Annotated in this window: 21 protein-coding genes; 8 read left to right on the forward strand and 13 right to left on the reverse strand. The window is 71.1% G+C overall.

Annotation, left to right across the window (positions count from 1 at the left end; all coding sequences use genetic code 11):
• Positions 1-97: 97 nt before the first annotated feature.
• The 4 genes from ACWGKQ_RS45685 to ACWGKQ_RS45700 all read right to left on the reverse strand — a co-directional run bounded on the left by ACWGKQ_RS45685 (position 98) and on the right by ACWGKQ_RS45700 (position 3,380).
• The gene (locus tag ACWGKQ_RS45685; protein WP_453297996.1) at positions 98-265 is read right to left on the reverse strand and encodes a hypothetical protein; all 168 of its coding nucleotides are present in this window, start codon (positions 263-265) and stop codon (positions 98-100) included.
• Positions 266-500: 235 nt separating this feature from the next.
• Positions 501-1,142 (reverse strand): GNAT family N-acetyltransferase, encoded by a 642-nt coding sequence (locus tag ACWGKQ_RS45690; RefSeq protein ID WP_453297997.1) that lies wholly within the window; start codon positions 1,140-1,142, stop codon positions 501-503.
• A 40-nt stretch (positions 1,143-1,182) separates the two neighbouring features.
• Positions 1,183-2,211, reverse strand: a complete 1,029-nt coding sequence (locus ACWGKQ_RS45695; RefSeq protein ID WP_453297998.1) for a transposase domain-containing protein — start codon at positions 2,209-2,211, stop codon at positions 1,183-1,185.
• A complete protein-coding gene (locus ACWGKQ_RS45700; RefSeq protein WP_453297999.1) occupies positions 2,208-3,380 on the reverse strand; it encodes a hypothetical protein in 1,173 nt (390 codons plus the stop codon). Before ACWGKQ_RS45700 ends, ACWGKQ_RS45695 begins: the two co-directional genes overlap by 4 nt.
• Positions 3,381-4,454: 1,074 nt before the next feature.
• Between ACWGKQ_RS45700 and ACWGKQ_RS45705 the strand changes: the two genes are divergently transcribed.
• Entirely contained in the window at positions 4,455-5,348 is an 894-nt protein-coding gene (locus tag ACWGKQ_RS45705) for a JmjC domain-containing protein (RefSeq protein WP_453298000.1), read from the forward strand.
• Here the strand turns inward: ACWGKQ_RS45705 and ACWGKQ_RS45710 are convergent.
• Complete coding sequence (locus tag ACWGKQ_RS45710; RefSeq protein ID WP_453298001.1) at positions 5,279-6,424, reverse strand: glycosyl transferase; 1,146 nt, start codon at positions 6,422-6,424, stop codon at positions 5,279-5,281. The two genes, ACWGKQ_RS45705 and ACWGKQ_RS45710, sit on opposite strands and share 70 nt — an antisense overlap.
• Before the next feature lie 55 nt (positions 6,425-6,479).
• Between ACWGKQ_RS45710 and ACWGKQ_RS45715 the strand changes: the two genes are divergently transcribed.
• Positions 6,480-7,211 (forward strand): flavoprotein, encoded by a 732-nt coding sequence (locus tag ACWGKQ_RS45715; protein ID WP_453298002.1) that lies wholly within the window; start codon positions 6,480-6,482, stop codon positions 7,209-7,211.
• On the opposite strand, the gene ACWGKQ_RS45720 is transcribed toward ACWGKQ_RS45715, so the two are convergent.
• The 5 genes from ACWGKQ_RS45720 to ACWGKQ_RS45740 all read right to left on the reverse strand — a co-directional run bounded on the left by ACWGKQ_RS45720 (position 7,175) and on the right by ACWGKQ_RS45740 (position 12,634).
• The gene (locus ACWGKQ_RS45720) at positions 7,175-7,879 is read right to left on the reverse strand and encodes a hypothetical protein (protein WP_453298003.1); all 705 of its coding nucleotides are present in this window, start codon (positions 7,877-7,879) and stop codon (positions 7,175-7,177) included. The genes ACWGKQ_RS45715 and ACWGKQ_RS45720 overlap by 37 nt on opposite strands.
• A gap of 41 nt (positions 7,880-7,920) precedes the next feature.
• Entirely contained in the window at positions 7,921-9,660 is a 1,740-nt protein-coding gene (locus tag ACWGKQ_RS45725; protein WP_453298004.1) for a hypothetical protein, read from the reverse strand.
• Positions 9,653-10,330, reverse strand: a complete 678-nt coding sequence (locus ACWGKQ_RS45730; RefSeq protein ID WP_453298005.1) for a TOMM precursor leader peptide-binding protein — start codon at positions 10,328-10,330, stop codon at positions 9,653-9,655. Before ACWGKQ_RS45730 ends, ACWGKQ_RS45725 begins: the two co-directional genes overlap by 8 nt.
• Before the next feature lie 17 nt (positions 10,331-10,347).
• Positions 10,348-11,625 carry a YcaO-like family protein gene (locus tag ACWGKQ_RS45735; protein WP_453298006.1) on the reverse strand — a complete coding sequence of 426 codons (1,278 nt, stop codon included), beginning with the start codon at positions 11,623-11,625 and terminating at the stop codon, positions 10,348-10,350.
• Positions 11,626-11,869: 244 nt separating this feature from the next.
• Positions 11,870-12,634, reverse strand: coding sequence for a GntR family transcriptional regulator (locus ACWGKQ_RS45740; RefSeq protein ID WP_453298007.1), 765 nt, complete (start codon positions 12,632-12,634; stop codon positions 11,870-11,872).
• A 419-nt stretch (positions 12,635-13,053) separates the two neighbouring features.
• On the opposite strand from ACWGKQ_RS45740, the gene ACWGKQ_RS45745 reads away from it, so the two are divergent.
• The 6 genes from ACWGKQ_RS45745 to ACWGKQ_RS45770 all read left to right on the forward strand — a co-directional run bounded on the left by ACWGKQ_RS45745 (position 13,054) and on the right by ACWGKQ_RS45770 (position 21,193).
• A complete protein-coding gene (locus tag ACWGKQ_RS45745) occupies positions 13,054-14,256 on the forward strand; it encodes a radical SAM protein (RefSeq protein WP_453298008.1) in 1,203 nt (400 codons plus the stop codon).
• 8 nt (positions 14,257-14,264) lie between these two features.
• Positions 14,265-16,367, forward strand: coding sequence for a DegT/DnrJ/EryC1/StrS family aminotransferase (locus ACWGKQ_RS45750; protein ID WP_453298009.1), 2,103 nt, complete (start codon positions 14,265-14,267; stop codon positions 16,365-16,367).
• Positions 16,364-17,584 carry a hypothetical protein gene (locus ACWGKQ_RS45755; RefSeq protein WP_453298010.1) on the forward strand — a complete coding sequence of 407 codons (1,221 nt, stop codon included), beginning with the start codon at positions 16,364-16,366 and terminating at the stop codon, positions 17,582-17,584. The genes ACWGKQ_RS45750 and ACWGKQ_RS45755 overlap by 4 nt, the downstream gene beginning before the upstream one ends.
• A 5-nt stretch (positions 17,585-17,589) precedes the next feature.
• Positions 17,590-18,729, forward strand: coding sequence for a hypothetical protein (locus ACWGKQ_RS45760; protein ID WP_453298011.1), 1,140 nt, complete (start codon positions 17,590-17,592; stop codon positions 18,727-18,729).
• 41 nt (positions 18,730-18,770) lie between these two features.
• Complete coding sequence (locus tag ACWGKQ_RS45765) at positions 18,771-19,625, forward strand: phytanoyl-CoA dioxygenase family protein (protein ID WP_453298012.1); 855 nt, start codon at positions 18,771-18,773, stop codon at positions 19,623-19,625.
• A 365-nt stretch (positions 19,626-19,990) separates the two neighbouring features.
• A complete protein-coding gene (locus ACWGKQ_RS45770) occupies positions 19,991-21,193 on the forward strand; it encodes a galactosyltransferase-related protein (protein ID WP_453298013.1) in 1,203 nt (400 codons plus the stop codon).
• Here the strand turns inward: ACWGKQ_RS45770 and ACWGKQ_RS45775 are convergent.
• The 3 genes from ACWGKQ_RS45775 to ACWGKQ_RS45785 are packed head-to-tail and all read right to left on the reverse strand — an operon-like array spanning position 21,174 to position 24,533.
• Positions 21,174-22,142, reverse strand: a complete 969-nt coding sequence (locus tag ACWGKQ_RS45775; protein WP_453298014.1) for a Gfo/Idh/MocA family protein — start codon at positions 22,140-22,142, stop codon at positions 21,174-21,176. The genes ACWGKQ_RS45770 and ACWGKQ_RS45775 overlap by 20 nt on opposite strands.
• Positions 22,139-23,140, reverse strand: a complete 1,002-nt coding sequence (locus tag ACWGKQ_RS45780) for a zinc-dependent alcohol dehydrogenase (RefSeq protein ID WP_453298015.1) — start codon at positions 23,138-23,140, stop codon at positions 22,139-22,141. The genes ACWGKQ_RS45775 and ACWGKQ_RS45780 overlap by 4 nt, the downstream gene beginning before the upstream one ends.
• Positions 23,127-24,533, reverse strand: a complete 1,407-nt coding sequence (locus ACWGKQ_RS45785) for an MFS transporter (RefSeq protein ID WP_453298016.1) — start codon at positions 24,531-24,533, stop codon at positions 23,127-23,129. Before ACWGKQ_RS45785 ends, ACWGKQ_RS45780 begins: the two co-directional genes overlap by 14 nt.
• Positions 24,534-24,560 lie beyond the last annotated feature (27 nt).

Raw genomic sequence — 24,560 nt, forward strand, 5'->3', positions numbered from 1 at the left:
GGGGCTGCGTGTTCGTCGGCGCGATGCCCCGGGCCGGGTCCCGGTCGGGAGGGTGACCGCCCGCCGGGCACACGGCCCGGCGGGCGGTCACCCTTGTTCAGCAGCCGCAGCTGCCGCCGCATCCGCAGTCGGCGCAGGCGGTGCAGGGCTCGAGGCAGGCGAGCGCGGCCTCGGGGGACTCGTCGTTCCCGGTGAGGGCGTCGGACCCGCCCCAGGACTCCGTGATGTCGACGGCGCTCAGGTCGAGCAGCTGATTCTCCGGCATTTTTCGAACCTCCTTTTCTCGTTTCTCACTTATGGGTGGAGAACCGGGCAGGGAAAGGAGTCCAGAACTGTTCTCCGGGACCCCGTAGTACCCGGCGAAATCCATACTTGCATAGGTCGTGCGGGCGCTGTTCGGCTCGCATGACTTAGCCGGTGGCCTATGCCCCGGCCTGTGTACGCGCCGCGGTTGTGACCTGGTCAGGTGTCGGAGCGCACCATTCTCGCGGCGCGTTAAGTCACTTGATGGCAGCGGAGGTCGGCGGGCCGGGCGAGGACATGGCGGCCGGTCGGGTCGTAAAGAATTCGCGGCAGGCGGGCAGGCCGTGCACGGTGACCGCGGTCGATCTATTCCGGTACCAGAGCTCTCTGTCCATTCGCCAACGCCGTGCGATGCAAGCCTTTCCCCGCACCACGAATTGCTCGATCCCGTCGGGCTGATAACCGAGGCGTCGCGACACGGCGAGCGACGCCTGATTGTCCTCGAACGCGGCCGACGTCGCGTACTCGGCTCCGAGTCCGGCGAACGCCAGCTCCAGGGCGGCGGCCCGCATTTCGGTCCCGTACCCCTTTCCCTGGTGCTCCGCACCCAGCCAGGAAGCGGTGGAGACCTCGCCCGTCAGGTCGAAGTCGCGCGCCATCACCTCCTGCACCCCGATGACGGTGCCGCCGACAGACGCACACAGCTGCAGGACCCAGGACCCCGTGTTCCAGACGCCGAGCAGAAGCAGGTGCCGCTGGACGACGCTTCGCGCCCGCTGGGCCGGCGGGGCGTCGGTCCAGGCGACGTGGAAGGGCATGGCCTCAGGAGGATGGATCCCCGCCACAGCCAACTGGGCCAACTCGGCCAGCTGCTGGCTCGAAGGCAGCGCCAGGGACACCCGGGGCGTCTCCACGCGGAGGCCGAACAAAGGCCAGTGTTCAGTCAGGGGCGCTTCGTGGCGCGGGTACGGCGTGGGTTCGACTTGGGGGGCCGGCATGCCGCTCCCTTCGGTAGTAGGTGGCGCAGTGGATCAGCAGACGCGCCCAGATCTCCTGCTCCTCTGCTTCCGGCGTGCGCGACCGGATGACCGGAGGGACTCCTTTGTGCCCGTTGTGCCGGTCTTGGAAGAGGCGCCTGGACTGCGCGTACCGTTCGTACAGCCGGACGAGATCGGCATCGGCCAGCGGGCCGGGCGAGGGCAGCGTGGTGCGCAGTCGGACGTCCGTACCCGGCGCTGTGTCCCCGAGGACGGTGCCGGGGACGGACGGCGCCTTCGTCAGGGGCGGCGAGCCGTCGCGCACGCCGTACAGGAGCCAGGCGCCGGACTCCGAGGCGGCCCGGATCACCTCGCCGTCGACGATGTCGTGATGCAGCACGAGCAGGTCGCGCGGGCCCACTTGGGCGAGCAGTTCCCGTGCGCATCGGCCCAGGTCACCGGCGTCGGCGCCGGCCACCTTCGCGTCGAGGGGGCCCCGGTCGTCCGTCCCGGCGAGCACCATGAGCCGGTACCCGGCCTTTCGCGGGTCCAGAACGGCGAAGTCGACGTTCACCAGCCCCCGTACCCGCAGCCCCGGCACGGAGTCGGTGCCGTCGGCCGCCCCCGTGATCTGTGTCGTCAACGCCGTGAACAGCCGGCGCAGCGGTTCGGCGCCCAGCTTGGCGCGTGCCCGCGAGATCGCGGCGGTGGTGGGCACTTGACGGGCCGGCGAGATGTCCCATCGGACGAGGACTTCTCCGACACGGCGGGCGATCTCCGCGTACCCGAGGTCGGGAAACAGGCCCATGGCGAGCATGAAGTACACGACTGTCCTGGCCGGCAGGAGCCGTACGCGCTGCTCCGACCTGCCGGAGGCCGCGACGGCGGCGTCGACCATCTGCGGGGGGAACGTCTGTAGCAGAAGCTCCAGGGCGAGCCGGTCGGCGAACCGTTCTGTGACAGCCTCGTGGGAATAGGCGGTCGTCGTCACTGCTGCGCCCTGGTCTGTTTCCTGGCGGCGAACATCCTGCCCATCGAGACGCGATGCTCGGCGGCAGTGGTCAGGGCCTCACGCAGGGCAGGTGTGACATCGGCCCTGCGGGTCCGCTGGAGTCCGCCGATCCCGATGGTGGAAAGGGCGGCGGAGGCGAGTTCCTGGTGCCGTTCGGCAGAACCGGTCACCCACAGCGGGTCGACGTGCTCGGAGACCCGCTGCACCTGCCAGCCCAGCAGGAAACAGTGGATCCACAGTTCGAGGGCGTAGTCCTCGCCCAGGGCCTGCTCGACCTGCTCCCAGTCCGGACGGGCACGGAAGCCGCCGGCCGCGCGGAATCCGTCGAACAAGTCCCAGTACGCCAGGCCCATGTGCGGAAGGGCCTCGCGCCACTCGACGCAGAGCGGCGTGTCACCGGTTCCGACCAGGTGATCGAGCACCACACGTGATTCGCCGAAGCGGAGGAAGGGGATGAAATCGACCCGCTCCAGAACCGCGCCGACGGCGAGTGATTCCGGCAGGTCTGGATCCAGGACGTGGCAGGCAGACTTCCGGATCCCGTGGTGGTTCATGCCTGCGATGCTGTCGTCGCCCATGTGTTCGACGGGGTTCGGTACCGGAATGTAGGTATGACATCGCTGTCTGGAGAGGTGCAGAGTGACCGCCTCGTCGTCGAATTTCATCTCCATGGCGCGGGTGAAGGTGGGAAACTCCCGCGCCGCATCGGCAGGCATGCTCAGGGCGACCGTGGGCACGTAGTCGTCCCAGCGCCCGCGGACCCAGGAGATTCCGGCGAGAGCGGCGATGCGTACCAACTCGCCGTTTCTGGTGTCCCAGTTGGCGTAGAGCGCAACGGCGGCCTGCGGATGACGGGCTGCCGCAACGGCCAGTTGGTCGAGGATGTCCTCGCCGGCGCTGATGTCGTCCTGGAAGACGACGTGGTGCGTCGCATCCGGGGAGACGGCGCCCCAGGCCACCTTCGCTGTGCGCAGCGGGTTGGGGGCCGCATGGGGATCAGGGTCGACGACGAGGCGGGGCACGCCCAGGGCCGTGCCGAGCTGCTCGGCGGCCGTCCGGCGGCGGGGGTGGGTCATGACCACGGAACTCAGGCGGACACCGGGCGGTGTGCCGTCGGGAGCTGGTCCGGTGACGACGATGTCCTTCAACAGCTCTCCGTTCGGAAGGTCGCAGCTCCGCACGGGTACTGGGCCCGCGCCTCGGTGAGCATCCGCGGGGCTCGTCCCGGAACCCCCGCACCGCGTCCGGCGGCACTTCCGGCCCCAGGGGCTCCGGGAGAACCCGAAGCCCGGCGGAAGGCCGACCGGCCCTGTGTGTCCAGCCGGGCGGAGCGCGCTGCGATGAGCTGGTCCGGGGTGGAGAGACGCGCCTCCCCGCTGTCCCCGGGATCCGGCGACCGCCCCACCGGTGACATGCCGGCATTCGACTCGGTGATCAGGAGCTCGTTGCGGCACCTGTCCTGGTCGGCCGGCGGGGCCACAGGCGCGCCGATCGATCGGACGCTCGCAGCGGGACCGCCGTAGGCGCTGATGACATCAGGGAATTCTTCTTCCGCACGTTCCGCGAACGCGAAGGAGGAATTATCGGGCAGCTTCTCGAGATATTCGAGGATTCGGGCCCGACGAATCGTTTCGGATTGCGTGCCGGGGCGGACGGCGAAGCCGGAGACCAGCTGAGGTGTGATGTCCGGAGAGGTGCTCTTTCGGATATATGTGAGATCCGAGAGCCGCATACGGAGTTTTCTCCGTGGAGGCGAGGAAGTCGGAATGGATAAAAGTAGTGGAACCGACATATGGCCCCGCCTTCCCCGTTGTGAATCTCCCGTTGATCATTTCCTATCATGATGGTGAAGAGTTAGTCAATGCCCGGTGACATGGGCCCGAAAAGGGTGTTGTGTGCACTCTGTCCTTGGTGTCCAGGGGAGACATAAGAAAGAATATTGAATATGTTCCGGGGCTCTAGCCAGGCATGATGGAGGAATGACGGGGAAGGCTGCACTCGTGTTCCGGTAGTAGAGTTAGCGATTCCGGAAATCTTGTGCTGAAGCATCTGTCTAAAATCTTCGTAACTATCTTGGTTCCCGAGTGATCCGGTGCGGACGGTTGACTTTCGGATCGCCAATGGCATAGACCTGGTGAGGATAATTCCTGTGCGGGATGGGTGCTGCTATGGCAGAATTATTGTCGCTGATTGATGAGACGCTCTCGGGAGAGTCCCCTTCGGTGCAGCTCTTCAAGGGGGCGGCGGTCGGATTTCCGTTTTCGCATCTGACGCTGGACGCGATCGAAGAGAGGTTCGTGCGCGGCGAGGTGTGGCCCTTTATGGTCGCTGTCCTCGACGGGGGTGATCGAATCCCGGCGCACAGGTACACCGTGAACCGCCGGAGACAGGCCTTCGTACAGGAGGAAACCATCGATCCGGCCCGGCTTCGCCAGTTGCTCGTATCCGGTGCCTCGCTGTCCATGCACAACTGCGATCAGTGGATTCCCGAACTGGCCGGGATCACCAACGGAATTCGCCGGGTCGTCGGAAGACCGGCAATGGCCGGCATGTTCCTCTCTCCGCCCGGCGCGTCCGGACTGCCGTGCCACACCGATGTACCGGATGTGTTCGCGGTGCAGCTGGACGGCACGAAGACATGGAGGGTGTACGAGCCTTTGCCCGGCCCGGCGCGGCAACGGGTCGTCGCGGAAGGCGAATTGCCGAAGGCCGCCCTGGAGGTGACGCTGGAGCCGGGAGACGTGCTCCATGTCCCGGCCGGCAGCCCGCACATCGCGACCGCTGGACCGGTGAGCCTGCATGTCTCCTTCGGAGTTCGGGCGCCGACCCTCGCCGAGGTGCTCGTCGCGTATCTGGAGCAGTCGGACGGGGTGCCGGAGATACTGCGTCGGCCGGTCGACCCGCGGCCCGGTGCCGCCGGCCCTCGCGAGGTACTGGCCGACGCCATGACGGAGCTGGCCAAAGCACCGGCAACGGCCACGTGGCACTCGCTGCTCGCACCGCGGCGCGGACGGGACCTGGTTTTCTGGGAATCCGGCACGTTCCGTCAGCTCCCCGGACGGGCCGCCGACGACCGCTCGCCCGAGCCCGGCGAACTCTCCTCGGACGGCAGATGACGCAGCACCAGGTCGGCGACGACCGCCCCCGTCGCCCATTCGAAGCGGTCGAGACTGCTCTGGGCGATCGCCGGCCCCGTGTGTGCGATCGCCCGCTGCAGCGAGGTCCACAGGGCCTCGGGTGTGCAGGACACGTCGGCGCACACCATGAGGCCGTTCGCCGCCATCTCGTCGACGCGCAGGTGGAACGAGGCGGGGAAGCCGGCGGACCGGTCGACGAGCCCGAGCACCGGAATCCGGTTGTACACAAGGTCGCAGACGGTGGTCCCCATGGCGTCGGCGATCACGACGTCCGCGGCCGCGAACAGGGATTCCGGCTCCGGGACGATCCCTCTCCACACGACGCTCCCGCCCCCCGCACGCGGGGCCTCGGCGGTGGGGCTCTCACCGGACGGCGGCGGTGACGGTGACGGTGACGGTGCAAGGATGTGCAGCTGGTCGCCGGGGCGCGCCTTCGTGTTCCAGGCGCGCAGCGCCAGCTCCGTCATCCGGCCGGCCTCGTCCCGTCCGGTCATGCCGCCGAGGGTGTTCACCGCCAGCAACGACCCGTCGGGTACGCCGAGTTCCTCCCGGACCCGGGCGCGTCGGTCGGCGAAGGGCCGGACGACAGGACCCACGTACCTGATGGGAGCCGTGATGGCGTAGGGGCCGGGGTGTGCGGCGCGAAAGTCGAGCATCAGGATCTCTGTCGCCGAGTCGAGAAAGGGGTCGGTCCCGGGCTCCCCGAACTCCGCGTAGAACCAGTCGGTCAGGAGCACGCAGGGGACCTTCCAGACCTTGCGGCAGTACGGCAGCGCCGCCACCACCTCGTCGGTGACCACCAGCTGGGGCCGCCGGATGCGGCGCAGGAAGGCCTGCACGCGGGCGAACGCCGTCGGGGTCATGTCCTCGGCGTCGTCGATGCCGAGGTCCACGCAGGGCACGTCGTGCATACGGAAGTACTCGGCGGCAGTTCCCGACGCGGCCAGCAGGATCTTGAGGTCGGGGCGCTGCCGCCGGATCGAGTCGACGACACGCAGATCGCGGGCCGCATGCCCGAAGCCGTGACCTCTGCTGAGAACGAGTACGTAGGACATGGAAGACCCCGCGATTGTCGTAAGGCACATGAAGCACGTGCAGGGGGATATGGGAATGCGACAGGAAGAGAAGGCCATGGACGGGCCGGAGGACGGACAGGAGGCCGCGGAGGCCCGGACGACGGACCGGGACGCCGAACCGCCGCAGGCAGCGGACCGGTTGGCCGGAGCGGCCCCGGATTCCCCGACGTGCTTTCCAAGGACGGGGGCCCGCAATCTGCTGCTGGTGGCGACCGGCTCGATCAGTGCCGCCTACCTGCCGGCCTCGCTGACCTGGCTGCGGCTCACCTATCCGCAGATATGCACGCGTGTCGTGGTGACCCGCAGCGCCGAACGGTTCGTCTCGCGGGAGGCGTTGAGCGCGATCACCGGGAACGAGGTGTGCCCGGACACCTGGCCGCAGGGGCCACGGGCCGAGGCACTGCACGTGGAGTGGGGACAGTGGGCGCACGCCACGGTCGTCTTCCCTGCGACCTACCACTTCGTCGCCCGACTGGCGCTGGGCCTCGCCGACTCCCCTGCCCTGCTCGCCGTCCAGTGCGGTCGGGGCCCCGTCGGCATCGCCCCGGCCCTGCCGCCCGGCGGCTGGGAGAGTCCCGCCATGGCCGGTCACGTGGCCGCCCTGCGCCGACGCCCGCGTACCGTGGTGGCTGATCCGCTGCCGGCCCGTAGCTGGACCACCGGCCGGGACGACGCGTGGCGCACTCCGCCTCTCGGGACCGTCCTGACGATGGTCGACCGCCACCAGGATCAGCCCCCGGCACCGAGCGCGACGGTGAACAGGTGATGCCTGTTCCAGTCGCCGCACAGCCCGCGGACCGAGCGCGGCCACGGCACGGTGAACCCGAACGGGGCGGCGGCCAGGCCGAGGGACACCGCGCTGAGCAGCGCTGCGTATCCCGCGTGGCCGCACCTGGTCAGAACATGGGGATAGCCGGCCGCACCATGGACGGCGCACGCGGCGTCCAGGTCGCCGCACACCAGCAACAGTGCCGGGGCATCCGCGTACTTGACCTGCAGCAGCCGCAGCCAGTCGGCGACGTCGACCGTGACTCGCGGGCCGCCGTTCCCGGAGTCCTCGTACAGGTGCAGCCCGGGTGCCAGCCCGTCGACCCGGTACGCGGCCACGGCCACCGTGATGCCCACGTCGCCGTGGCTCTCGTACGGCCACTGCCGCCGCTCGGCGGCCAGACCCGACCGGCGGACCTGGTCGAGGACGTCACTGGACAGGGGCTCGGCGGCGAACCGGCTCACCGAGGTGCGCCGTCGCAGGACCTCATCCACCGTCAAGGGGGTGGCCGCGGATTCCTTCCGCAGGGTTCCCGCGGGCGCTTGCGGGTACGGCGGCGGGACGGACCCGGAAGCGCCGCCCCGCTCCGGGACCACGGGACTGCGGCCCTCCCGCGCGGCGCGGAGCAGCTCTGCCAAGGGCTCGGCCTCGTCGATCAAGGGCATGGCGGATCCTTTCGGGGAATCGGCGGTACCGGGGCGGGGTGTCAGTGAAGACCGGCGACGGCCGTGACGACCTCCCGGCCGGGTGACAGTTCCAGGGCGTCGTCCAGTCCGCCGTCCCAGCGTGAGGCGAGCGACAGACCGACGCCCAGGTCGTCGGCCAGAAAGGCCAGTTGGGCTGTCGCGACACCGGCGTCCAGGTGTACGAGGCGGAACGCGAACCGCTGGTACTTCGCCTGCACCCGCGCCAGCGCCGCGACCAGCACGAGACAGCAGGTCAGTCCGCGCTCGTCGAGATCGGTACCCGAGAGCAGGGCGGCCAGCGGGTGTTCCTGGGCCGACACCGCGATGAGGCCGTGCCGCACATCGTCGTACCGGAACACCGTGCCGGGCAGGCCCGGAATCCAGGAGGGCCTGGTCAGCAGATACGGGGTGACCGAGCCGAGATTCCCGGCGCTGGCCGTCCAGCGCCGGTGGGTGCCGGCCGTGGTCGTCCGGTCCTGCCGGCCGCCGATCCGGGTCAGAAGGCAGGCGGCGACCTCGGGTGTCAGCCCCGTGGCGGCCGCGTCGCCCGCCGGCCGCCGCTGGTGTCCCGCCCCGGTCGCGTACGGCGCCATGGCGTCCGCGGGCGGGAAGGCGAGGAAGGGGTGGTGGCCGAAGTTCGGGCGCTGCACCTGCAGTTGTTTGACCCCGACCTGGAACTGCCACGCATCGTGCCCGGGCAGGACCAGCTCGGTCGGCTTGTGCTCCACCTGCTGCTCGAAGGCGTACGCCGCGGCGGCGGACTCCTGACCGGCCGAGGGCAGATCCTTGCAGGACGGGCAGTCGGACGCCGGAGTGAGCAGCCGGCGGCTGCGGGTGAGGTCCGGGAGCGTCAGCACGTTGAGCGTGCGATAGGCCTGCGAGGTGGCGTTCCCGGTCAGCAGGCCGAGCAGCTCGTCGACGCCCAGGGCCAGGGCGAGTCCGGACGGGACAGGACCGCCGCCGGCCTCGGCGGACGCGGGACCGGCCGCCGTCGCGAAACACCGGTAACAGGCGGTGAACTCGTGGTGGAACAGCGGCCCGACCTCCACCGCCGCGGCCGTCGCGGCGCAGCGCAGCAACGGTACGCCCGCCTCGCGGCACCTACCTTCCAGCTCGGCCGTCGCCTCGACGTCGGCCGGTTCCTCGAGGGCCATCACCAGGGCCCTGGGCGCCGCGGAAAGCAGCGTGAAGTCGGCGTCCGAGACCTCGGCGGCCGTGGCCCGCACCGACACGGTACCCACGCCCAGTGCCTCGAGGTCGGCCGCGGTCTCCGTTCCGGCCGGGCCGGGGGCCACCACTAGGACGGCGGCGGCTCGGATCGCGGCCGCCGCCTCTGCTCCGCTCCGGTGCACTCGGTGGAGGCCGACCGTACGGGACAGGTACACGGAGGTCGGGTCGTCGGTGTCCGGACCGGTGTGCTCCGCTCGCTCCTCGATCAGTTGGGACAGATTGAGGGTGGCCACGGCCTGGGTCGCCTGGGTGACGGTGATGCCGAGCTCATCCGCCAGCGCGGCCGTCGTGCGGGTGCCGTCCAGGAGCGGCAGCATCCGGGGCAGCAGGTCACGTGCGGCGTCACCGGTGAGGTGGCGCCGGGTCGGGCCGCCTTCGACGATGACGCCGGAGCGGTGCGGCAGCACCATGAGGCCCCGACAGAGCCTTGGCCGGACCGGAAGGGGCACCGCCTTCGTCCCGGCCGTGGAGGCGAGCGCCTCGGTCCCGGTGAACTGCGGCTTGTCGGTACCGGTCGAGTGGTCAGTCATGTCGTCCGCCTTGTTGTCCGGCCGTCGTGTCCGATGGGGTGCTCCTGACGGCCGGCAGATGGGGCAGCAGCCGGGCCGGGGCGAGGGAGCCGCCGTGGGGCAGTGGTGAGGAGGAGCAACGGGTGCAGCCGTGGCAGGCGCTCACGCGCCGGCTCGCCGTCTTGCCGGCGTTCAGTCCCACCGTGGTCAGCAGGCCGGCGGTGTCATGGCTCGACAGCATCGCCTCGGCCAGGTGTGCGGCGAGCCGGGCATGGTGCGGCAGATAGCCGGCGGGGCCGCTCTCCGGGGCGGCGTCGTAGGCGGCGGCCAGCGCGGCCGTCGTCTCGGGATGCGGGTCGTGCTGGATCCGGCGTTGCTCGAAGCAGCGGTGGCAGGGGCCTTCCCCCGGCGAGACCAGCGGTCCGATGCGCAGCCGGGGATGCTCCATGACGACCGGCAGCCAGCGGGTGCGGGTTCGGAACGCGAGAGCGTCGAACTCGTCGCACCATGCGGGGGAGTGGCGCCACAGGACGACCACCACCGCCTTGGCGCCGCCGTGGGCGAGTCGGTGGAAGACCTCTTGCGGAGGGGCGGCCGGGATCAGGCGGCGGTCGGTGCGCTCCTCGGTCAGCAGCCGGGCCACCCGCTGTCCGAAGTCCCCGAGGCCGACGACGGCGACGTGTGTGTTCATGGCGCTCCTCAGGTGGATCACGCGAAAGGCTGCGGCCAGGGGTTGAGGTCGCCCTCGTCCAGCACGCGGAACCCCATGAGGCGTGGCGCGTCGTAGAGCCGCGGATGAGCCCGGTACTGGGCGAGGGGAAGCAGGGACATGGGCTGCAGGTCGGGAATGACCACGGTGACGGCGGTCAGCCCCGCAGCGGCGAGGTCCTCCGTCGTCCGGTTCACGGCGACCGCCTGCATCCCCTTGTCGTCCAGCGTGCGTACGAGATGGCGCAGCAACCGGGCCGGTTCTTCGGGGAGGTGTTCCCGGCCCTCGCTCGGCGGCCGGTCGGACGCGGACCGGAGCAGGAAATCGAAGGCGGGGGCGCGGTCCGGGTGGGCCATGTAGTGGGCGCCGTGATGAAGTTCCGTGAACTTGCCGAAGTCTGTTTCCAGCGGGCCGGGTTTTGCATACGAGTTGCGAATGGATATTCCGTCGAGCAGCGTCTTCTCCGCGGCTTCGGCGAGCGTCGTCGCCGTCGCGCACGACACGATATGCCGTGCTTTCCGGTCATGCGGAGAAACGTGCAGGCCGTATACCGTCGGTATTCCCAGGTCGCTGGTGGCGTCGAACAGGGAAACCTCGATGAAGTGCCGATCGCACCATCGGAGAAGTTCCCTGGTCAATTCTGAAAAATGGTCCTCGCGGATCAGGGGAAGAGGTAATTGCTGCAGCCAGGTGACGGCTATGGCGTCTCGTTCGACGACCTCCATCAAGGCGCCGCACAGGGCCTTCACCGGGTCGGAATGTATCGCGTACCCGGTGGATATGCGATACCAGAACTTTTCTTCCGGGCGCACCTTGGGCAGCCCGTAGCAGGCCATCACCGCCGGCACCCAGGTCTCGTCGTGCGTCGCCAGGTCGAGGCCCGGCAGCCAGCGCATGCGGGCCGTCGGCGTGAAGGTTTTCAGTGGGCATCCAGGCCGTGCCAGCTCGGTCGCCGACAGGCGGGGCACCCGGTGCAGGCCGATGGTCGGGCCGGGCAGCTCCGCGGCTGTCGCCCACACGGGTTCATCGAAGCAGCTGAGGCCCGCGTAGCGCTCGGCCCCTTCCGCGACGGCGATGATCCGGGACATTTCCGGGTCGTTGAAGGTACGACCCGAACCGTGGTTCGGGCCATGATGCATCTGCCGCCCCGGGAATCCGCTCCCGATATCTGCAATGTGCACCGAAAGCTCAGGAAGTCCGCGGACCGCCTCGATCTCGCGCACTTCGCCCACGACACTCAGGGGCCCGATCAGGGAATCCAATTCTGGTTCGCTCATTTTTGGCATCATTCATGGTCTACAGGGGTATCGCGATCAGTGTCAACGAGATTTACGGGCCCGCCCGGCCCGGCTTGCCGGAGCGTATTGACTTAACGGTCACGGAAGTGAACCGAGATTTCTGCGAGCTGCTCCCCGCGGTCCTCGGCGCAGTACGACCGGCCACTTCCGGCCCGGTGGCGAGAGGTAAAGTCACCGAACGGGCGGTGGTCGAATGCCGTCCGAACGCGCGGCTGTGCCCAGCTCAGGCATGAGGGCGCTTCAGCCGTGCGACGAACTTGTACCGATCGCCCCGGTACACGGAACGCACCCACTCCACCGGCCGGCCGCAGGTGTCGGTCGAGTGGCGGGAGAGCATCAGCAGCGGCAGGCCCACGTTGGTGCCCAGCAGGCAGGCCTCGCGTGGTGCGGCCAGAGACGTCTCGATGGTCTCCTCGGCCTCGGCGAGCCGCACGTCGTAGACCTCGGCCAGTGCCGCGTACAAGGATGTGCACCCGGCGAGGCTGCGGCGCAGGGCCGGGAAGCGCACGGCCGAGAGATGCGCGGTCTCGATGGCCATCGGCTCGCCGTCGGCCAGGCGCAGCCGCTCGATGCGCAGCACCCGGCCGCCGACGGGGATGTCGAGCAGTTCGGCGAGAGCGCTGTCGGCCGCGACATACCCGATGTCGAGCAGTCGTGATGACGGCTCAAGGCCCTGGGCCCGCATGCTCTCGGTGTACGAGGTGAGGTGGAGGGGCTGTGACACCTTGGGCATGGCGACGAACGTGCCCTTGCCCTGGACGCGGTTCAGGCGGCCCTCGGCGGCCAGTTCCTGGAGGGCTTGGCGGACCGTGGTGCGCGAGGCGTCGAACTCGACGGCCAGTACACGCTCCGCCGGGACCGGTGTGCCCGGCGACAGCCTCTGCGTCATGTCGAGCAGCTGCTTCTTCAGGCGGTAGTACTTGGGTACGCGAGCGGTGCGGACGGCCGCGCCGATCTCGTCCTCCGCCATGCTGAAGTCGGTGCTCATTCCGCCTTCCCGGCTCTTGGTGTCGATGCGTGCGAGGTGTTGCCGACTGCGGCTCGCCTGCGGTGCCGGCACGACAGAAGGCTAGATCGCCAGGCGGTCCCGGGCGCCGTGCGCCGCGTTGTGCCGGAAAACGACCGGCCGAAGTGCCGGTCGACTGCCTGGCCGCACCGGCGGTCGTGCTGTTTGGTTTTCAACGGGTCGGATCGACCGGGCACTTTCTTCGGCCGGACGGTCGGGCGGCAGGAAGGCAACCTGTGGAACGCAGCCCCCGTGCGCCGGGAGGGCCTGCCCCGTTTCCCCGCGCACACTCGCTCGCCAGGCCGCTTTCGTGGTGGGAGCAGCCCGCCGCAGCGCCGCACCTCTGACGGAATCAGCCATCCGGATCCACATTCAAACAGCGACGGGGAGTGGTTGTGGGCATGGAAGAGCAGTCGGCCGACGTCCGGGACCTGGCGGCGCCGCGCAACCGGGAAGGCCTCCCGGAGGTCAGCCTCGACCAGGCGCATTCGCCGCAGAAGGTGCTGGCCCACGGTGAACTGATCCGGCGCTTCGTGGCAGGGGAGGAACTCAGGCCGATCCACATGCGCATCGGCATCATGGGCGCCTGCAACATGCGCTGCAATTTCTGCAACTTCCACTCCCCGAACGAGGGGCAGTTCTACGACCTGTTCTCGTTCAAGGACGCCATCCCGACGCCGAAAGCGGTCAGGCTGCTGCGCGAATTCGCCGCCAACGACGGACGCGCGGTCACCTTCTGCGGCAGTGGCGAGTGCACCATCCACCCCGGATACACCGAGATCTGCCGCGCCGGACACGAGGCCGGCCTGCGCGTGGGCCTGATCACCAACGGCTCCCGGCTCGGCCGGCCGGACACGGCGGCATGCGTGGCCGACACTCACACCTGGGTGCGCATCGGCCTCAACGCGGGCACGGAGGCAACCTTCAACGCCATCACCCGCGACCGTGAGCACACCTTCGCCTCCTTCGTGGACTCGGCCGGCCGACTCCGCGAGACCGCCGCCGACCCGGAATTCCGGGTCGGTTTCAACTACGTGATCACCCGGCAGAACCACGAGGAGATCCTCGAAGCGGCCCGTGTCGCCCGCACCTCGGGAGCTCACTACATTCGCTTCGAGCCGGAGTTCTACAGCGCACTGGGCCACGACACCATCGACTCGGTCATGCCACGCGTGTCCGAACTCCTCCTGGAAGCCGCACAGCTGGCCACCGACGACTTCGAGGTCTCGGTGCCCAAACTGGACCGCGGCCCCATGGACCAGGTCGACGACGTGGAGGGCGACTTCGAGCAGTGCCACTACAGCCGCTTCGTCACCGCCGTCGGCGCGGACGGCAACCTCTACCCCTGCCCCCAGGTCCACCTCAACAGCCGCTACCGGATCGGCAACGTGGTGGAGGACGGCTACGCACAGGTGCTGGAAGGCGGCCCGCGCGCCGAGTGGGAGGTGTCCAACCCGCTCCGTACGGACCTGTGCAAGAGTTGCTTCTACCGGCCGCAGAACGAACTGCTGGAACTCCTCAAGAAGGGGCGCATCCAGCTCGATCAGGCCCTGGAGGCCTACCGGGTCGAGGTGCCCCGTACGCTCCACGCAGACTTCGTCTGAGCCGCCCGATGCAGAGCAACCGACTCCACCGCCTCCTGGCCGCCCCGCCGGCCCTGCGCCGCACCTCCGACGACACCGACCACGGCGCCTGGGCCCACCGGGTCACCACGGTCGTCGAACGTCTCGCCCGCGTCGACCGGAGTCCGCTGGCCCTCACCCAGCAGCCGGGCACGGTGCGCGACGGGCTGTGGCGCCAGCACCTCACCTTCCACTCACCGGGCCGCGGTCCCCTCGCCGCCACCCTGCTCGCCCCGCCGGGCGACGGCCCCCGCCCCACGGTGCTGGTGTGCGGGGGGAAGAACGCCCACCTCGGCCAGCTCACCGGCGAGGAAGCACCCGACCATCCCGATCGCGGCGTCGCCGAGCACCTGTCCCGGGAGGGCTTCACCACCCTGACGCTGTCCTACGGCCTCACGGGCGGCCTCGACACCGAGCGGTGTGCCGCACGGGACCAGTCCACACTGCTGGCCCACGCCTTCGCCCTCACCGGACGTCCCCTGCTCGGCGCCCTCGTCTCCGACGCGGTCGGCGCACTGGACGCCATCGCCGGTCACCCGCGTGTCGACCCGGACCGCACCGGCCTGTTCGGGCACAGCCTGGGCGCCGCCGTCGCCCTGCACACGGCTCTGCTGTCTTCCCGGCCCCTGCCGCTGTGCGCCGCGAGCCACCTGGGCACCTATGCCGCGCTGTACGCCCGACTCCTCACCGGCCACGAGGCCGCCGTGCTCCCCGGCATCCTGGAGTACGCCGACCTGCCCGACCTCTACGCGGCCCTCGGCCCGGCCGGTCTGCACCTCCAGTACGGCACCCACGACCCCTACCTGGATCCGGGCGACGCCAAGACGGCCGCCGCCCTGATCGAGACCGCGCGTGCCGGACTCGGCGACCCCGCCGAGATCCACGAACTCCCCATGGGCCACGGCACGTACCTGCCCGACGTCGCGGGATTTTTCACCCGCGTGCTGTCGCGGCCCGCCGCACCGGCCGCCGCTCTGCCGGCCCAGCGCATCCTGTTCGGCGTCGAGGAGCGCCGGGCGGTCCTCGACCGGGTCGACCGCGCCCTCGCCACCGGGGTGCTCAGCCAGGGGTCGCAGACCACCCGCTTCGAGGAGCTGACCCGCACCTGGACGGGCAGGCAGGGCGCCGGGGTTTCCTCCGGAGCGGCCGCCCTGGAGATCGCGCTGCGTGTCATCGGGGTGAGCGGGCGCACGGTCCTGGTGCCGGTCAACACCTTCTTCGCCACCGCCGCGGCGGTCGTACGCGCCCACGGCATCGTCCGCTTCGTCGACGTGGAGCTCGACGGGCTGGGCCTGGACCCCGATGACCTGCGGGCCGCCCTCGAGCGGCACTCCGACACGGCCGCCGTGATACCGGTCCACATCGGGGGCGTCGTGTCGCCCGCCCTCACCGAGGTGCTGGGCGTGTGCCGCGAACGCGGCATCCCGGTCATCGAGGATGCCGCGCACGCCTTCGGCTCACGTCTCGGCGACATGCCGGCCGGCGGCTTCGGCCGCTTCGGCGCGTTCTCCTTCTTCGCCACCAAGGCCGCCACCTGCGGCGAGGGCGGGCTGCTGACGGCGGCGGAGGAGGATCTGGAGCAGGTCCGGCGGTGGCGCGACCACGGCAAGAGCGCCGGGGGCGCCACCCGGCACGACCGCCCCGGCGGCAACTGGCGGCTCAGCGAGCTGCACGCGGCCGTCGGCGTCGTGGACGTGACCCGCTTCGCGGCCACCCTGCACGCCCGGCAGACCGCGGCCGCACGCTACGACGGCCTCCTCGGTGACATCCGCGGGCTGCGCACCTACACCGTTCCCGCCGGATGCACGAGCAACTACTACAAGTACCTCGCCTACCTGGACGACCCCGACCGGCGCGCACCGCTGAAACGGGCGCTGCGCGAACGCCACGGCATCTTCCTCGCGGGCGAGGTCTACGACCGGCTCCTGTGCGACCAGCCGTACTTCGCCCACAGACCCGAGCACGGACCGGACCGGGACTTCCCGCGCGGACAGTGGTTCGCCCGCCACCACATCGCCCTGCCCCTCTACCCGACGCTCACCCCCGCCGAGCAGGACCGGGTCGCCGACGCGTTGCGTGCCGAACTGTCATGAGCGCCCTCGTCTGCGCCTTCCGCAGGGGCGGTTGGTGTGACTCGCTCGACACGGCGGACCTGGGCGGTCCCGGCCGGCCACGGCTGGCGCTGGTGCCGCCCGTCGTCGCGGACGCGGACCACCGGTGGTGGCTCGGCCACCGTCCCGCACCGGCGCCCACGCCGGCCGAGCGGCGTGACATGGTCCTCGAAGCCCTGGACCTGTTCCGCTCCGGGACGGTGACCGTGGGCGGCCTCGGACGGCAGAGCGCCGCCGGCTTCCGTGCCATCCTCTGGGAGCATGCGGGGCTGCCGGAAGCCCTGAGCGAACGCTGGGGCCACATGCTCCACGAGCGGACGCAAGCCCGCCGGCCTGCCCCGGCCGACGACGCGTTGGCGTTCGTGGCGCTGCCCGGCAACACCTTCACCTGCCTGGACGCCGTCGTCGAGCAGGCCGAGCGCAGCGCGGCCGTCTGGATCAGACCCAGCCGGCGCGAACCGTGGTCCGCCGCGCGGATGGTCGCCGCCCTGCTGGAAGCGGGCTGGCCCCCGGACCGCATCGGCCTGTATCCCGGCGAACGCCGTCTGCTGGCCACTCTGGCGCGCCGGACCGACCGACAGGTCGTGTACGGCGGCCAGGACCTGGCCGGCTCCTTGCGTGACCGGCCTGCCCTCACCGTGCACGGGGCGGGCCGCGGTTGTGCCCTGGTGCCCGCGCACCTGCCCGTGGACACGGCCGCCGACTGGCTCCTGCCGCTGATAGCCGCCGATGCCGGGCGCTTTTGCAGCAACGTCCGGAGCGTCGTCTGCGCCGGCGATGCCGGGCCCCTGGCCGACGAGCTGGCGGGCCGCCTGAGCGAGATCCGGCCCGGCCCCGGCGAGCGGCGGTTCCCCCTGGCGGCCTTCCGCGAGCCGGGCGGGGCGGAGCGGGCCGCCGAGTCCGTCACCGCACGGATGCGGCCCGGCGACCGGACGCTGACCCGCCGCCCGGCCACGGTTCCCGCGCCGGGCGGCGGCGCCTACGCCCTGCCCCGGCTGGTGCTGCTGTCCGCCCCCGGGACCCACGGGCGGCCGCATCCGCTCATCGGCCACGAGGTTCCCTTCCCGTTCGCCGCCGTGCTGTCGGCAGCGGACCCCGTGACCACGGCCGCCGTCACCGCGCGGTCCCTGTTCGTCCACCGGCCCGACGCGGCCGTGGCAGCACCTTCGACCGGACTTTCGACCGCGGGGGAGAGATGACGTCCATGACGGCTGCCGGCGCACCGGCCACCCTCGGCACTCTGCAGGCGCTCCTGCGGCAACGGGTGCCGGAACTGGGTGTCGGCCTCGACGAGTGGACCCGGCGCATGATGCGCTGGCACTTCAGCCCCGAGACCGGATCCCCCTTCTGGCTCGACCGGCGGGACAGGCTCGGCTTCGACCCCTTGGAAGACGTGACCGGATTCGCCGGCCTGCGGCGGTTCGGGCTTTTCGACAAGGCGGACCTGCGGGCCGCGCACGCCGCCGAGCTGCGGCCGCGCGGATACGGTGACCGCCCCTTCCGGATCTTCGAGACCGGGGGGACGACGGGACGCCCGTGCCGAATCGTCAACGTCACCCGGCTCTCCTGCGACGTGGAGATCTACCGTACGGTCCTGGAGGCCCGCGGCCTCGCCGGCGGCGACATCCTGGCGATGACACCGAGCGGCCCCCACGCTTACGGCCACTTCGTGGAAGCGCTCGCCGACAGCTGGCGCGGCGCCGTCCACGCCATCGACTTCGACCCCCGCTGGGTCAAGGCCGTCCTGCGCTCGGGCGACGACGCCGACACCTACACCGGCCACCTGATCGCACAGACCCTGCCGTTGCTGGCCGGCGAGCGCCCTGAACTGCTGTTCACCACTTCCCGGCTGCTGCTCGAACTGGCCATGCGGCTGCCGAAACCCCTGCACACCTACGGGGTGCGGGCTGTGTGCACCGGAGGCACCAGCTGCACGCCCGCCGAAGCGGCGTTCCTGCGCGCCGAGCACCTGGCCGGCGTGCAGTGGATCGACACCTACGGCAACACCCTGGTCGGTCACGCCCTCCAGGCCGATCCCGTGCCGGGCGGCCCCCGGCTCCCGGAGGGAGCCGACCGCTCCTACCACCTGCCCCCGCCGTTCGCCGTCCTCACCGTGGTCGACCCCGACGACCCCTGGCGCGAGGTGATGCCGGGCGAGCGCGGCCGCATCCGCACCACCACCCTCCTGGAGGACCTGTTCCTGCCCAACCTGCTGGAGCGCGACAGCGCGGTCCGGGTCGGACCCCACCCCTGGTTTCCCTGGGACGGCGTCGCCCTTGTCCGTCCCTTCACCGGCCGCCCCCAGGGCGGTGCGGCCGAGGACGCTGTCGAGGGCGTCTACTGACCTGCGCTCATGTCCCGCCCCGCCGGAGAACGGTAGACCGCGTGCACCTGTCATCGAACAACGTCCCCGTATCCTTCTCGCCCGGGCTCTTCGCCCCGCTGACCTCCAGCGCCGGGTATCTGGACGACCCGGCGGCCCTGCGCGAGCGCCTGTGCCGGGACGGGTACCTGTACCTGCCCGGCCTGCTGCGGCGGGCCGACGTACTGCGGCTGCGTGGCGCGTACTTCTCCCTGTTCCCGCCCGGCTACCTGGCGCCGGGCACCCGCCCCGAGGACGGGGTGTTCTCCGGTCACGTCCCCGCGTCGCTGCCCCCCTACGGGGTCACCGGGCACCCCGCACACACTTTCGTTCGCTCGGCCGCCTTCCAGGACTTCGTCGCGGACCCGCGCCTGGCCAGGACCGCCGAAGTCCTTCTCGGCGGCAGCGTCGTGATGCTGTCGCGGCGTATCCTGCGCCACTTCCACCGCGGTTCGGCCCTTGCCTCACGTGCCCACGTCGACCGCGACTACATGGACCGGGGCACCCCGCGCACCCTGACCGCCTGGATCCCGGTCGGGGACTGCCCGCCCGCCACCGGTGCGCTGGTCTACCTGGAGGGTTCGCACACGCTCCCGCCCGAGCGGTACGCCGCCCTGCGCGCCACCGGCGACCGGCCCGGTGACCGCCGGCCCATCAGCCACGACCTGGAGCTGACCGCCCGCACCCTGGACCGGCGCTGGCTGTGGGCGGACTTCGCCGCGGGAGACGTGATGGTGCACGTACCGAACATCATCCACGCGTCCCTCGACACCACGACCGACGTCATGCGCATGTCCGCCGACGTACGCTTCGTCCGCGAAGGCGACTCGGCGGACCCGCGCTGGCTGCGGCCCTGGTCGGCCGACGACCGCGCCTAGCGGACTGCCGGGAATCTCGGGTTCCGGCCCCGGCTCGGCCGAGCCGGGGCCGGTCTTGCAGGAACACAGGGGAATGGGCTGGGGAGATGGCCGGGCCGGATGTACCGGAGACCTGCCGGGAGTTGATCCCGGCCGGGAGCGTCCTCGCGTTCCTGGCCGCGCACCGTGCCCACGGCCCTGCACCGGCGACAGCGAACGCACCGCCGCCCTGGCAGACTTCCTGCACACCTGCAACCATCACCGCTGCCACACCGCACGCGGCGGCCGGCCTCCGATCAGCCGCGTGAACAACGCTGCGGATCAGTACGCCCGCAGCCCTGCCCGTGAAGTGCTGTCACAGGTGACGTGAGGACTGGAGAGCCTACGTGAACCGTCCCGCCGTAGTGGACCACGCCCGCACAGCCCGCCGGCTGATGGCCTATGCCGTGCTGGCTCACGACCCGGCCGTCGCCGCCGTCGCCGTGGACTACTGGGAGAAGAGCGAGGCCCACTACCGTGCCGTGGACGGCGCGCTGCGCGCCTTCCTCGACCGGGCAGACACCGGCGGTGAGGCCCGCGCCGCCCACCGAGCCCTGACGGCGGACCCGAGCGATCCCCGCCATCACCGGGCCCTGCGCGAGCACACATCAGCCCTGCTGGCCGCCCGTCCGGCGGACACGCGCGAACTGGCGGCACAGATCGGCGAGGCCGACCGGCACATCTGGATCGACTACCACCTCGGCGACCGGCACGACACGCTCCCGCCCGCCTCGGCGGAGCCTGTGCCGAGCCCGGCTGCTCGGCCGCACCAGGCGACGCCTGCCGGCGCCCGTGTCCTCATCCCGTTCCGCGACCGGGAAGGCGGGGCCCGTACCCGCAACCTGCTCGCCTGTCTTCGTGCCCTCGCCGACCAGGCCGAGGGCCCCGGGCACCGGGTCACGGTCGTGGAATCGGACAGCCGGCCCCGTTCCCGGGCGCTCCTGGAACCCCTGGTCGACCGCTATGTGTTCGCGCCGAAGGAAGGCCTGTTCAACAAGTCGTGGGCGGTGAACGTAGGAGCCGTCGACGCCCAGAACGACCCTCTTCCCTATCTGTGCGTCCTCGACGCCGACATCCTCGTCGACAGCTCCTTCGTCGCTCGTAACGTCGCCCGTCTCGTCGCCGGTGAGCACGGCACCCACCTGCCGTTCAGCTGGTCGCTCTCGCTCGACGCCCCCTCCTCCCGCAACGCCATAGAGCTGCGCACCGGGCGTGGTGCGCCCGACGTGCCCGGTGCACTGCTGCGGGGCCTGCTGCTGCGTGAGCCGCCGGGCGGCTGCGTCTGGCTGCGAACGGAGGTCTTTCATGCGGTCGGCGGCTTCGACGAGCGTTACGAGGGCTGGGGCGGCGAAGACGACGACATCGTGGCACGGCTGGCTGCGGCGGCCCCGCTGATCCGCTACGACGACCAGCTGCTGCATCTCGACCACCCCCGGCCCCGGATGACCCGGGACGACGGCAGGCCGTTCAACGCCCATGTGGAGCCTATGAGTTGGCATGCCGGGCTCGGTTACGGCGTACCGGAGAAGTTCACGCTGCGACAGGGCTGACGGGCCGTCCGCCGGCGGCGTGGGAGAGGCCCGCCGCCACGATGACCGCGTCCACGGACTCGGCGTCGGCGAGCGGGCAGGCGGGGGGAGTACCGGCCGCGACCGCATCGACGAAGTCGGCGATCAGCGGCTGGTGCTGATTGGGTGCGGGCGGCAGCGACAGCTCGCGGACGCCGTCCGCTCCCGCAAGCCGCACCCGCCCGCTGTCGAGAGGGTCGAGGGTGACGGTGCGGGAGCCCCGGCGGACGCTGAAGGAGTCGGCCGGCGGCTGCTCGCTCCACTCGAACAGGCAGTGCGCCCGCGTCCCCTCGGCCCAGCGCAGGTCGAGATCGGCTCTGCGCTCGGCCCCGCCGGGGAAGCGGTCTGCGAAGCGGGCGCGGACCTCGGCCGGGGGTCCGAACAGCATCAGCAGGAGATCGAGCCGGTGGCTTCCGGCATCGGCGAGCACACCCCCGCCGCTGACCCGTGCGTCGGTGCGCCAGTGCATGGGGTGGTCCGGTGCCGGGTCGAAGGGACAGCGGAAGCGCACTTCGGCACGTGCGGGCCCTGGGCCCGCGGTGGCGATCTCGTGCACCATGCGCCGCACGGCGGGGGCGAGCCGCCGGTAGTAGGCGACGCCCACGTACCCACCCGTGCGCAGCGCACCGCCGTCGTGGCGGACCGCGGCGGACAGGGGTTTCTCCACCAGGACCGGCAGTCCTGAGGCGTGTGCCGCGCGGGCGAACGGGACGTGGAGGGCGACCGGCGTGGCGATGTAGACCGCGTCGGCTCCGGTGAGCAGTATGTGGGGGTCGTCGCCGTGCCGGGGGACACCGTGCCGCAGGGCCACCTGCGCCGCGCGGCCCTCGTCGCGTCCCCACAGGGCGACGGCGTCCTCGCCCAGCGCGTGCAGAGCGGGCAGCACCCGCCGGGTCACGACGTCGCCGTACCCGGCGACCCCCCACCTCATGGGACGATCGCCACTTTCAGTGTGTTGGCCGGTGGGCCGGAGTGGGGTGCCTCCTGTCCGTCCGGGTACAGCACACGGCTCGCCGAGAGTCGTTCGATGGCCTCGGGCAGGTCGGTCAGGGCGTATGTGTGGGTGTGCAGGTCGGCGATGCGCAGTTCGTCCCACCGATGGCGGACCAGGCGCTCGGCGACGGCCATGGCCTCGGCGCGGGCGGTGTCGACCGGCTCTGCCGAACTGTGCACCCGCAGCCCCTTGCGCTCCCAGGTCACCAGGTCGACCGTGACGTGTGTGTCGATGTGATGGGTGCCGAGCATGACGACCAGGCCGTTGCGCCGCACCAGTCCCACACAGGCGTTGAGGGTGGTGGGCGTGCCCACGGCGTCGATGGCGACGTCGAACTCGGCTCCCAGCGCGGCGAGTTCGTCGGCCGAGCCGGTTACCCGGTGGACCGAGTCGGCGCCGGCCAGGGCGGACCGCTCCAGCCGCCAGGGGTCCAGGTCGGCGGCGGCCACCTCCGCGGCGCCGCGCTGGAGCGCCATGCGCAGCGCCATCTGCCCCACCGGTCCCTGGCCGATGACGGCGACCCGGTCGCCGAGGCGGATGCCGCGGGTGGCGTGCACCGCCAGGGGCAGCAGTTGCAGGATGGACCCCTGCTCGAAGGGGACGTGGTCGGGCAGTATCCCGACGGAGATCTCGCGGGCCACCGCGAACTCGGCGTATCCGGTGCTCAGCGGAGTGCGCACGAAGACTCGGCTGCCCGGGCGCACCCGGGTCACGCCCTCTCCGACGGCCTCGATCACGCCGGCCACCTCGTGCCCGAAGCAGCCCTGCGTACAGTGCTCGTGCACCCCGTAGTAGTGGTAGTAGGCGAGGTCGCTGCGGTTGCACACGGAGCAGGAGCGGATCCGGACGAGGACTTCCAGCGGGCCCGGCTCAGGCACCGGCGCGTGCCGGTTCAGTCTGATGTCACGTCGTGCGACGAGGTCATAGCGGAGCATGGTCGGCTTCCTTGGGTGCGGGGCCCCCGATGCGGCGGGCGATCAGGCAGGCGAGGACGGTCGCGGCGACAGCCACGGCGAAGACGGCGGTGAACGCGGTCTCGCCGGGGCCACCGGTGGTCCGCGGGGTGTTGAAGAGGGCGCCGCACAACCCGATGAGCAGCACGCTGCACAGGCTGTCGGCGAGCTGGAGTGCGGCAGTCCGGGCGCCCTGGAGGCCGGGCGGCGACTGGTCGAGGGTGAGGATGCCGACGCCGGGCAGCAGCAGACCCATCCCGAAGGCGGCGACGACGAATCCGGCCGGGTTGACGGCAGGCAGGGCGCAGACAGCGCTGACCAGGGCCAGCGCGGCACCGGCCGAGAGGGTCACTGCGCCCAGCAGCACCACGCGTACCCGCGCCAGGCGCATGGCCGGCCGCCCCTGGAGCCAGGAGGCCGCCGCCCAGGCCAGCGATGCGCAGGTCAGTGAGGACCCGGCCGCGGTGGGCGTCCAGTGGTGCGCCTTCACCAGGAACAGCGGTACGTAGGATTCCAGGGTGAAGTAGGCGGAGGCGGCCACTCCGCGCAGCAGCACCAGTGAGGGGATGCCGCGTCGGGCCCGCAGGGTTCCGGCCGGCAGCAGACGTGACAGTCCTGCGGCCACCGCGAGGAGCGCTGCTCCGGACAGCACCGCGGTCAGCAGGGACGGCCGGGAACCGGCGTACTGCAGTACGCCGGCGCCCACGGCCACGACGACGGCCGGCCCCGCCCGGGTGGGGCCGGACTCCTGCGCCGGGGCATCCTGCGCGGCCAGGGCGGACAGCGGGCGTCTGAGCAGTGCCAGTGTGCACAGACTCAGGGCGGCGATGCCGTGGAAGACCCACCGCCAGGAGAGGTGTTCGGCCACCGCTCCGGCGATCGCCGGGCCGATCATCGACGGCAGGATCCAGCACGCTGTGACCAGGGAGAACACGCGCGGGCGGAGGGCTGCGGGGTAGCCGCGGGCGACCACGACGTAGAGCACGACGGTCAGGGCCCCGCCGCCCAGCCCCTGGAGGAGACGCCCGGCGATGAACACCGGCATGGACCGGGCGGCGCCCGAGATCACCGACCCGGCGGCGAAGCACAGGCCGGAGGCGTACAGGGGCGCGGCCGGGCCTCGCCGGTCGGCCCAGTCTCCTGCCAGCGCCGTGCCCGCCAGACTCGCGGTGAGGTAGCCGCCGAACGCGACGGCGTACAGCGAGAGCCCGTCGAGCGCCTGCGCCGCGACCGGCATGACCGTACCCAGCGCGAGGCCGGCGAAGGCCACGAGCGCGAAGGCGGCGGCAAGCGCGAGCGTGCGGGACCGGTGGGTGTCGGACAGCAAGCCGTACCCGCCCGGTTCGTCCGCGCGCCGGTCCGCCGGTGTCGTCATGTGGTGGCCGGGGAGGACGTCGCACCG

Source organism: Streptomyces sp. NPDC054770 (assembly GCF_053611985.1).

Coding starts and splice junctions, on each gene's coding strand:
- ACWGKQ_RS45685 (WP_453297996.1), bottom strand. CDS start 265: ATGCCGGAGAATCAGCTGCTCGACCTGAGCGCCGTCGACATCACGGAG.
- ACWGKQ_RS45710 (WP_453298001.1), bottom strand. CDS start 6,424: ATGTCCTACGTACTCGTTCTCAGCAGAGGTCACGGCTTCGGGCATGCG.
- ACWGKQ_RS45715 (WP_453298002.1), top strand. CDS start 6,480: ATGCGACAGGAAGAGAAGGCCATGGACGGGCCGGAGGACGGACAGGAG.
- ACWGKQ_RS45720 (WP_453298003.1), bottom strand. CDS start 7,879: ATGCCCTTGATCGACGAGGCCGAGCCCTTGGCAGAGCTGCTCCGCGCC.
- ACWGKQ_RS45725 (WP_453298004.1), bottom strand. CDS start 9,660: ATGACTGACCACTCGACCGGTACCGACAAGCCGCAGTTCACCGGGACC.
- ACWGKQ_RS45730 (WP_453298005.1), bottom strand. CDS start 10,330: ATGAACACACACGTCGCCGTCGTCGGCCTCGGGGACTTCGGACAGCGG.
- ACWGKQ_RS45735 (WP_453298006.1), bottom strand. CDS start 11,625: ATGAGCGAACCAGAATTGGATTCCCTGATCGGGCCCCTGAGTGTCGTG.
- ACWGKQ_RS45740 (WP_453298007.1), bottom strand. CDS start 12,634: ATGAGCACCGACTTCAGCATGGCGGAGGACGAGATCGGCGCGGCCGTC.
- ACWGKQ_RS45745 (WP_453298008.1), top strand. CDS start 13,054: ATGGAAGAGCAGTCGGCCGACGTCCGGGACCTGGCGGCGCCGCGCAAC.
- ACWGKQ_RS45750 (WP_453298009.1), top strand. CDS start 14,265: ATGCAGAGCAACCGACTCCACCGCCTCCTGGCCGCCCCGCCGGCCCTG.
- ACWGKQ_RS45755 (WP_453298010.1), top strand. CDS start 16,364: ATGAGCGCCCTCGTCTGCGCCTTCCGCAGGGGCGGTTGGTGTGACTCG.
- ACWGKQ_RS45760 (WP_453298011.1), top strand. CDS start 17,590: ATGACGGCTGCCGGCGCACCGGCCACCCTCGGCACTCTGCAGGCGCTC.
- ACWGKQ_RS45775 (WP_453298014.1), bottom strand. CDS start 22,142: ATGAGGTGGGGGGTCGCCGGGTACGGCGACGTCGTGACCCGGCGGGTG.
- ACWGKQ_RS45780 (WP_453298015.1), bottom strand. CDS start 23,140: ATGCTCCGCTATGACCTCGTCGCACGACGTGACATCAGACTGAACCGG.
- ACWGKQ_RS45785 (WP_453298016.1), bottom strand. CDS start 24,533: ATGACGACACCGGCGGACCGGCGCGCGGACGAACCGGGCGGGTACGGC.